Source organism: Leifsonia sp. HAY1-4F, from assembly GCF_056755275.1.
Genome location: NZ_JBNDHX010000132.1, coordinates 1 through 9023, shown reverse-complemented (window position 1 = coordinate 9023; position 9023 = coordinate 1). Strand labels below are relative to the sequence as shown.

The window sequence follows — 9023 nt, the reverse complement described above, 5'->3', positions numbered from 1 at the left end:
ATGCGCTTGTCGTAGAACTCGAAGACGGCTTCGTCGTCGTTCAGGATGTCGCGCCGCCGGGTCCGCTCCTCCAGTTCGCGCAGCTCGGCGCGCAGCTTCCGGTTGGCACGGTCGAACGCCTGGTGCGAGTCCCACTCCCCGTCGACCAGGGCGTGCCGGATGAACAGCTCCCGCGAGAGCTCGGCGTCGATCCGCGCATACTGCACCCGGCGGCGCGGGATGATCGGCACGCCGAACAGGGTGACGCGCTCGTACGCGACGACGGATCCCTGGCCCTTCTCCCAGTGCGGCTCGCTGTACTGCCGCTTGCAGAGGTCGCCGGCGATGGGCTCGGCCCAGGCGGGGTCGATGGCGGCGTTCATGCGGGCGAACAGGCGGGAGGTCTCCACGAGCTCCGCGCTCATCACCGCGTTGGGCTGCTTCTTCGCGAGGGTGGATCCGGGGAAGATCACGAAGCGGGTCTGGCGTGCGCCGAGGTACTCCGACGAGCGCGGGCCGCGGGCGCTCCCGTGAGCGGAGTTCTTGGATCCGGTGGGGGACTCGCGCAGATCCTTCAGCCCGATGTGCGACAGCAGGCCGGCGAGCAGCGAGCGGTGGATGCCGTCCGGGTTCACCGACGGCTCGCCGATGGTGAGCCCGAGCGGCTTGGCCAGCTGACGCAGCTGCCGGTACACGTCCTGCCACTCGCGCACCCGGAGGAAGTTGAGGTACTCGGCCTTGCACAGCCGCCGGAACGCGCTGGACGAGAGCTCCTTCTGCTGCTCCTCCAGATAGTTCCAGAGGTTCAGCAGAGTGAGGAAGTCGCTGCTGGGATCGGCGAAGCGCGCGTGCTTCTCGTCGGCGCTGCCGCGTTTCTCGACCGGACGCTCGCGCGGATCCTGGATGGTCAGCCCGGCGACGATCGCCATCACCTCGCGGGAGGTGCTGTGCCGCTTGGATTCGACCACCATCCGCGCGAAGCGGGGGTCGATCGGCAGCTGGGCGAGCTGGCGGCCGACGGGTGTGAGCCTGGTGTCCGCGCCGTTCGCCGTGGCGCTCTTCGCGTCGTTCGCCGCGCTGTTCTTCGGGCCGCTCTTCGCGCTGCTGATCGCGCCGAGCTCGGTCAGCAGGTCGAGGCCGTCCTTGATCCCGCGCGAATCCGGCGGGGTGAGGAACGGGAACGCGGCGATGTCGCCGAGGCCGAGGGAGATCATCTGCAGGATGACCGCGGCCAGGTTCGTGCGGAGGATCTCCGGCTCGGTGAACTCCGGCCGCTTCTCGAAGTCCTCTTCCGAGTAGAGCCGGATGGCGATCCCGTCGCTGGTGCGTCCGGACCGACCGGAACGCTGATTGGCGCTCGCCTGCGAGATCGCCTCGATGGGGAGCCGCTGCACCTTGGCGCGCGTGCTGTAGCGGCTGATCCGGGCGGTCCCCGCATCCACGACGTACTTGATGCCGGGCACGGTGAGGCTGGTCTCGGCGACGTTCGTGGCGAGCACCACCCGGCGCCGGATTCCGGGCGTGGTCGACGCCTGGAAGACGCGGTGCTGCTCGGCGGCCGAGAGCCGGCCGTAGAGCGGGAGCACTTCGGTTCCGGGCAGATTGCGGCCACGGATCGCGTCGGCCGCATCCCGGATCTCGTTCTCGCCGGAGAGGAACACGAGCACGTCGCCGGACGCCTCCCGGGCCAGCTCGTCGAGGGCGTCGTTGATGCCCTGCAGGTAGTCGCGGTCGGCGGACGGGATGGGGTCCGGATCGTCCGCGTCGTCCGTTCCGTCCTCGAGCGCTTCCGCGACCAGCGGGCGGTAGCGGATCTCGACGGGATAGGTGCGGCCGGAGACCTCGACGATCGGCGCGGGTGAGCCGTCCGCCGCCGCGAAGTGGCGGGCGAAGCTCTCCGGGTCGATGGTCGCGGAGGTGATGATGAGCTTGAGGTCGGGACGCTGCGGCAAGAGCTGCTTGAGGTATCCCAGCAGGAAGTCGATGTTGAGGCTGCGCTCGTGCGCCTCGTCGATGATGATCGTGTCGTAGGCCCGCAGGAGCCGGTCGCGCCGGAGCTCGTTGAGCAGGATGCCGTCGGTCATCAGCTTGATGCGGGTGGCCCGCGAGACCTTGTCGGTGAAACGCACCTGATAGCCGACGAGCTCGCCGACCGACTGGCCGACCTCCTCCGCGATGCGCTCCGCGATCGTCCGCGCCGCGATGCGCCGCGGCTGGGTGTGGCCGATGCTCGTGCGCCCCAGCTCCAGCGCGATCTTGGGCAGCTGGGTGGTCTTGCCCGATCCGGTCGCGCCGGCCACGATCACGACCTGGTTGTCGCGGATGGCGTGCGCGATCTCCTCCCGCATCCGGCTGACGGGCAGCTCGGGCGGGAAGTGGATGCGGGGGAGGGTCGCGGCGGTCGACATGAGCCCTCCAGTCTACCCGGGCGCCGCGGCGGGCGGCGGGCCGGCGGCGGGCCGGGCGCCGCGCCGGGCGCCGCACCGGACGGCGGGGCCGCCCCGGCGCACCCCACCCGGGGGCGTTGCCGCGCGACCCCGCCTGACGTAGGTTCTCCTCAACCGGATACGGACGGGATCCGCGGCCGGCTCGGCGTCGAAGGAGACGAGGAGAACCATGAGTCACGGCTATGCGACCATGTCGGTCGCGAGCATCCTGGCGGAGACCGCCCGCCGCATGCCGGACAACGTCGCGCTGATCTTCGGCGGGCGCGAGATCCGCTACGACGAACTCTGGGAGCAGACCCGGCGCTACGCGGGAGCGTTGCGCGAGCTCGGGGTCGGACCGGGCGACAAGGTCGCGCTGATGGTGCCGAACGTCCCCGACTTCCCGCGCGCCTACTACGCCGTCCTCGCCCTCGGCGCCGTGGTGGTCCCGGTGCATGCGCTGCTGAAGGCGGAGGAGATCGCCTACGTGCTCGGGGACTCCGGATCCGAGCTGCTGATCTGCGCCGCGCCGCTGCTCGCCGAGGGCGCCCGGGGTGCGGGGCTCGCCGGCATCCCGACGATCTCCGTGCTCGTCCCGGACGAACTGGTCGAGCAGCTGCCCTTCCCGCGCCTGGAGGAGCTGGCCGCCGCCGCCGAAGCGATCGAGACGTACGTGCCGCGCGACCCGTTCGACACCGCGACCATCCTGTACACGAGCGGCACCACGGGCAGGCCGAAGGGTGCGGAGGGATGCCACTTCTCGCTGGTCGAGCAGGTGAACGTGCTGCTGCAGGGGACACTCGATCTCACGCCAGCCGACCGCATCCTGGGCTGCCTTCCGCTGTTCCACACCTTCGGCCAGACCTGCGTCATGAACATGGGGTTCCGCGCGGGCGCCGCTGTGGTGCTGGTGCCGAAGTTCGACGGAGCGACCGCGCTGCAGTTGCTCAACGAGCACGCCTGCACGATCATGACGGGCGTGCCGACGATGTACATCGCGCTTCTGGAGGCGGCCAAATCCAACCCGGACCGGCCGCCGTTGCGCTACGGGATGAGCGGCGGGGCGGCCATCCCGGTCGCGGTGATCGAACGGATGAAGGAGGTCTACGGCATCGACGTCCACGAGGGATACGGCCTCACCGAGACCTCGCCCGTCGCGTCCTTCAACCACCGCGGCCTGCCGACGCGGGTCGGGACCGTGGGGACGCCGATCTGGGGCGTGGAGGTGGAGATCGCGGACCCGGAGCTCGACGACCGGATCGAGCTCCTGCCGCGTGGCGAGCTCGGCGAGATCGTCATTCGCGGCCACAACCTGATGAAGGGGTACCTGAACCTCCCGGAGGCGAACGCGGAGGCGGTGGTCGACGGCTGGTTCCGCACCGGCGATCTCGGAACGAAGAGCGACGACGACTACATCACCATTGTGGACCGCAAGAAGGACATGATCGTCCGCAACGGCTACAACGTGTACCCGCGTGAGGTCGAGGAGGTGCTGTCGACGCATCCCGCTGTCGCGATGGTGGCGGTGTTCGGCGTCGCGCACGAGACGCACGGGCAGGAGATCATGGCGGCGGTCACGCTCATGCCCGGGAGCGCGGCGGAGCCGGAGGAACTGGTCGCCTTCGCGCAGGAGCGGGTGGCGGCGTACAAGTTCCCGCGGCGGGTCGAGATCCTGGAGGCGCTGCCGCTCGGCCCGAGCGGCAAGGTGCTGAAGCGCGAGCTGGTGGCGCACTTCGAAGGGGAGGGAGTGGCCGGTCCCCGTTAAGCTCGTTGCGTGAGGATCACGACCATCGCGGGGAAGATCAGCTACATCGTCGGCGTCTTCGCGCTCATCCTGGCGCTGAACGTCTTCCTCATCGCGCGCCTGGTCAACCCGACCCTCGACCTCGTCATCGTCGCCGCTCTCAACATCGCGTACGTGCTCGTGGGTGTCCGCACGTTCCGCGGCGCAGGGGAGAACCGGGTCGACCCGCGGCCGTGGTGGCGCGCGACCGCGAGGCCGGCCGCAGGCTATTGGATCGGCGGAGCGCTCGGGGTCGGCGCGTTCATCTCGTGTGTCGGTGCGCTCGCGAGCAAGCCGGAGGATGCGTTCGTGCCGGCGGTGGCCTGCCTGACGTACGGGGCGCTCGCCCTGTTCTACCTGCACTCGTCGGTGCGCCTGCACGGGATGGATGCGCCGGGCTGAGCCGCGTGCGTCAGCCGCCGCGCGACTGTCTGCTCGCGCCGGCTGAGCCTCCTGCTGCGGCCGCCGCGCGACTGTCTGCGGCGGTTCGGAACATATGCGGCGCGGCGAGCAGCCGCAAACGTTACAAACCGCCGCAGTCGCGGTGGGCCAGACCGCTCCCGGCCGAACGCTCCCGGCCGACCGCTCCCGGCCGACCGCTCCCGGTGGGAGGGACGCGGTCGTAGGGTGAGGCCATGGCGAATCGGCTCGCGGATGCGATCAGTCCCTACCTTCGCGGGCACGCGGACAACCCGGTGGACTGGTTCCCATGGGGCGCGGAGGCCTTCGCCGAGGCGCGGCGGCGCGACGTACCCGTCCTGGTCTCGATCGGGTACGCCACCTGCCATTGGTGTCACGTCATGGCGCGCGAGAGCTTCAGCGACCCCGCCACCGCAGCCGAGCTGAACGCGCGATTCGTCGCGATCAAGGTCGACCGGGAGGAGCATCCCGAAGTGGATGCGGCCTACCTCGCCGCGGCGAGCGCATTCACCGACAACCTGGGCTGGCCGCTGACGGTGTTCGCCACACCGTCGGGCACGGCGTTCTTCGCCGGGACGTACTTCCCACCGGAGCCGGTCGGCGGCCGGGCGTCGTTCCGGCAGGTGCTGGATGCCGTCTGGGACGCCTGGGAGAACCGGCGGGCGAACGTCGAGTCGGATGCGGCCCACGTGGGCGAGGCGATGGCGGCCGCCGCCCGGTCGGCCACGGCGGTCGCCGAGCTGCCCGACGGCCACGCGCTGGACGGCGCGGTCGAGCGTCTCGCGCAGGCCGAGGACGGCCTCTACGGCGGCTTCGGCACCGCACCGAAGTTCCCAGTCGCCCCGGTGCTCGGCTTCCTCCTCACGCGTCCTGCCGGACGGGAGCTCGCGCTCCGCACCCTCAAGCGGATGGCGGACTCCCCGCTGCGCGACCCGGTCGACGGCGGGTTCTTCCGCTACGCCACCCGGCGCGACTGGAGCGATCCCCACTACGAGCGGATGCTGTACGACAACGCGCTGCTCCTCGACGCGTACGCGACCGCGTGGCAGCAGGGCCGCGACGGGTGGGCGGAGCGAACGGCCGACGGCATCGCGGGGCTCCTGCTCGGCGTCCTGCGGCAGCCGTCCGGCGGGTTCGCCTCCGCTCAGGATTCGGAGAGCATCATCGACGGAGCCCGCGTCGAGGGCGCCTACTACCGGCAGCCGGCATCGCAGCGGGTCGCTCTGGAGCCTCCGCCGGTGGATGCCAAGGTGCTGACCGGCTGGAACGGCTTCGCGATCGGCGCGCTGGCCCGCGCCGGACGCATCCTGGACCGTTCGGCGTGGATTGCGGCGGCGGCCGAGGCGGCGGACGTCCTGCTGGCCCGGCACCGTCGCGCCGACGGGATGCTGGTGCGTGCGTCGCTCGCGGGCCGGGTGAGCGCGGCAGCGGCGACCTTGGAGGACTACGGCGGCCTGGCCGGAGGACTGCTCGAGCTGGCCCTCGCCGGCGGCGGGCCGGGCTATGCGGTGGCCGCGCGCGACCTGGTGGACCTGTGCCTGGATGCGGCGGGCGAGGGTTCCTGCCCGTTCGACGCGCCGGGCGGGGGTGACCCGGTGCTCGCCGCGACGGGCCTGGCCGTGCGGGTCGATCCCAGCGAGGGCGCGTATCCCTCAGGGCTGAGTGCGACGGCGACCGCAGCGCACACGCTCTACCTGATGACCGGCGAGCGGAGGTACGAGCGCGCGGCCCGCGAGGGCATGCGGCTGGTAGCCGGGCAGGCGACGCAGTCGCCCAGTGCGTTCGGCGCGTCCCTCGCCCTGATGTCGCGGCTCGCCGGCGAGGCGGAGCAGCTCGTGGTGGTGCGCCCGGCGAGCGTCGGCGCAGGCGCCGTCGGGCTCCTGCGTGCCGCACGCCGGCATCCCGCGCCGCTCGTCGCTCTCGTCACGGAGGAGGATGCGGCGGCGCTCGCCGCGGACGGTTTCGAGCTGTTCGAGGGCCGCACCTCCCGCGACGGGCTGCCGACCGCCTACCTCTGCCGCGACTTCGTCTGCCGCCTCCCGGTCACCGACCCCGCCGCGCTCGAGGCCGGCAGTTACTGAGTCCTTCGGCGTCCGTCGGCGCGCGGCACGTCAGCTGGGCGGCATTCGTCACGAATGTGCACTTACACGCGGCTGGGGCCGGCATTCGTCACGAATGTGCACTTACACGCGGCTGCGGCCGGCATTCGTCACGAATGTGCACGTACACGCGGCTGAGGCCGGCATTCGTCACGAATGTGCACCCGGGTGCGGCGTCACGCGGGACCCGTCACGGCCGGGGCGCAGGACCCGGTAGGTGAGGTGGGCGACTTCGGGGGTGACCCGCTCGCGGAGCAGTTCCAGGCTGAGGGGCGGGACGCGGTCGAAGACGCGCTCACCTGCGCCGAGCGTGAGGGGGACGATGTGCAGCCGCAGTTCGTCGACGATCCCCGCCCAGAGCGCCTGGTTGAGCGTCTCCGCACCGCCCGCGATCGCCACATCGGCGTCCCCGGCGGCCGCGCGGGCCTGCTCCACCGCCGAGTGGATGCCGTCGGTGACGAAGGTGAACGTGGTCCCGGTCAGCTCCAGCGGCTCCCGGGCGTAATGGGTGAGCACGAAGACGGGCGCATGGTAGGGCGGTTCGTCGCCCCACCAGCCGATCCAGTCTCCCAGCGCTTGGTCCGGACCGGGCCAGTCGTGGCGGACCGGGCCGAACATGTTCCGGCCCATGACGTACGCGCCGGCCTGGGTGATGGCATCGATCTCGGCGGTGTGCGCGTCGGCGTGCTCGAACATCCAGGTGTGCAGCCGCTGGTCGACGCCCTCGCCCATCGGCTTCTCCAGCGACTGGTTCGGACCGGCGGCGAAGCCGTCGAGCGAGATGGCGATGTCCGCCGTGACGATTCCCATGACGGAAGGCTAGTCAGGCCCGCTCCACCTTGTCGAGCATCCCCCAGACCGCTTCGCTGAGTTCGGGATGCTCGAGGGCGATCCGCCGCAGCACGCCGAATTCGAAACGCGTGAACACCTCGCGGCCGGCCGAGGGATGGTGCGCCCGCGACCGTTCCTCTTCGAGGTCGAACGCCTCGATCGCGCCGGCGCGGAGACCGATCACGACCTGCTCGTCGACGCTGGGGAGCTCCGGGATGAAGTGCCACGGGTCTTCGCCCGCGCGGCAGCGGTGCTCGATGATGGCCGACAGTTCGTCACGCGCCTGCTGGCGGAGCAGCTCGATGCTCCGCGGCACGTGCTCGGTCATCTCGCCCTCCCTTCCCCGGGGTCGTGGACGCTCCAGCGCCCTGTGCGCGGCTCCTTCGCCCGCGCAGTGGATTCAGCCTAGGGGGTGCTGCCGACGGTCGCCAATCGGGGTGAAACGAGGTGTCTGCCTACTCCGTCCGAGCGAGCAGGAAGGCGTTCAGGTCTGCGGTGAGCGCCGCATCCACCGGGTACTCCCGTCCGTCGAGGTGCGTGATCGGTGCCGCCTGCCGGACGCTGGAGACCAGCCAGAGGGCGTCGGCGGCGACGACATCCTCGAGAGTCAGCGCCGCGAACTCGGTGCGGAGGCCGCGCTGCTCGAAGAACGCGAACACGGCGGCCTGGGTGGTTCCGGCGAGGATGCCCTGGTCGGTGTTCGGGGTCCGGACGACGCCGTCGGTCAGTGTCACCACGTTCGAGGTCGGCCCCTCGAGGGCGAAGCCGTCGCTGCTCACGAACAGCACGTCGTCGGCTCCGCGGCGGCCGGCCTCGCGTTGCGCCGCCCGGTTGATGGCGTAGGACAGCGTCTTGGCGCCAGCCAGCAGCCACGGCGAGGTCTCGGCGACGTCGTGCCGGTAGCCGCGGTCCAGCGTGACGACGCGGATGCCGCGGCGGGCCAGCGAGAAGTCCTCGCCCTGGTCGACGAACAGCCAGCCGCTCGGGAACCCGGAACCCTCCACCCCGCGCGTGTAGATCAGCTTGGCGAACAGCTCGGCGTCGCCGCCGCCGTTGCGGGTCAGGTAGTCCGCGACGCCCGCACGCACCGCCTCGCGCCACACGTCGACCGCGGGGACCGGCAGGTCGAGGAGGGCGGCGGAGTGGGCGAGCCGCGCGAGGTGCGGCTCCAGCGCCTGCGGATGGCCGTGGATGACGGCGATCGTCTCGAAGACGCCGTCGCCGCGGGTGACCGCCAGGTCGGTGATGCGCACCTGCGGCGCGTCGAAGTCGGCCACCACATATCCGGGATCGCTGGACTCCGGCATCCCGGACGGTGTGGTGATGGTGAGGAGAGTCGCGCGCGTCATGCGTCCCATTCTGCCGCGCGCATCCCTCCCGGCTCACCCCCCACTATCGAGTCCGCGAAGACTGCACGCTCGCGCGGCGATTCGCGTGCAGTCTGTGCGCTGTCTCTTATACACATCTGACGCTGCCGACGACGGA

The 9023-nt window shown here is 71.1% G+C and carries 7 protein-coding genes; 3 read left to right on the top strand and 4 right to left on the bottom strand.

The window, feature by feature from the left end; genetic code table 11:
- Positions 1 to 2387 (bottom strand): ATP-dependent RNA helicase HrpA (gene hrpA / locus ACPYOG_RS17640; RefSeq protein ID WP_481295460.1); only part of this gene is annotated, 2387 nt, incomplete at its 3' end.
- Positions 2388 to 2595: 208 nt separating this feature from the next.
- On the opposite strand from hrpA, the gene ACPYOG_RS17635 reads away from it, so the two are divergent.
- The 3 genes from ACPYOG_RS17635 to ACPYOG_RS17625 all read left to right on the top strand — a co-directional run bounded on the left by ACPYOG_RS17635 (position 2596) and on the right by ACPYOG_RS17625 (position 6689).
- Entirely contained in the window at positions 2596 to 4170 is a 1575-nt protein-coding gene (locus tag ACPYOG_RS17635) for a long-chain-fatty-acid--CoA ligase (RefSeq protein WP_481295459.1), read from the top strand.
- Between the two features lie 9 nt (positions 4171 to 4179).
- On the top strand, positions 4180 to 4590 hold the full coding sequence (locus ACPYOG_RS17630) for a hypothetical protein (RefSeq protein WP_481295458.1): 411 nt from the start codon (positions 4180 to 4182) through the stop codon (positions 4588 to 4590).
- Between the two features lie 233 nt (positions 4591 to 4823).
- Positions 4824 to 6689, top strand: a complete 1866-nt coding sequence (locus tag ACPYOG_RS17625) for a thioredoxin domain-containing protein (RefSeq protein WP_481295457.1) — start codon at positions 4824 to 4826, stop codon at positions 6687 to 6689.
- Positions 6690 to 6857: 168 nt separating this feature from the next.
- Here ACPYOG_RS17625 and ACPYOG_RS17620 read toward each other — a convergent pair whose 3' ends face one another.
- The 3 genes from ACPYOG_RS17620 to ACPYOG_RS17610 form a co-directional block, all read right to left on the bottom strand.
- Positions 6858 to 7517, bottom strand: coding sequence for a dihydrofolate reductase family protein (locus ACPYOG_RS17620; protein WP_481295456.1), 660 nt, complete (start codon positions 7515 to 7517; stop codon positions 6858 to 6860).
- Between the two features lie 13 nt (positions 7518 to 7530).
- On the bottom strand, positions 7531 to 7866 hold the full coding sequence (locus ACPYOG_RS17615; protein ID WP_481295455.1) for a hypothetical protein: 336 nt from the start codon (positions 7864 to 7866) through the stop codon (positions 7531 to 7533).
- 127 nt (positions 7867 to 7993) lie between these two features.
- On the bottom strand, positions 7994 to 8887 hold the full coding sequence (locus ACPYOG_RS17610) for an aminodeoxychorismate lyase (RefSeq protein WP_481295454.1): 894 nt from the start codon (positions 8885 to 8887) through the stop codon (positions 7994 to 7996).
- Positions 8888 to 9023: the final 136 nt, after the last annotated feature.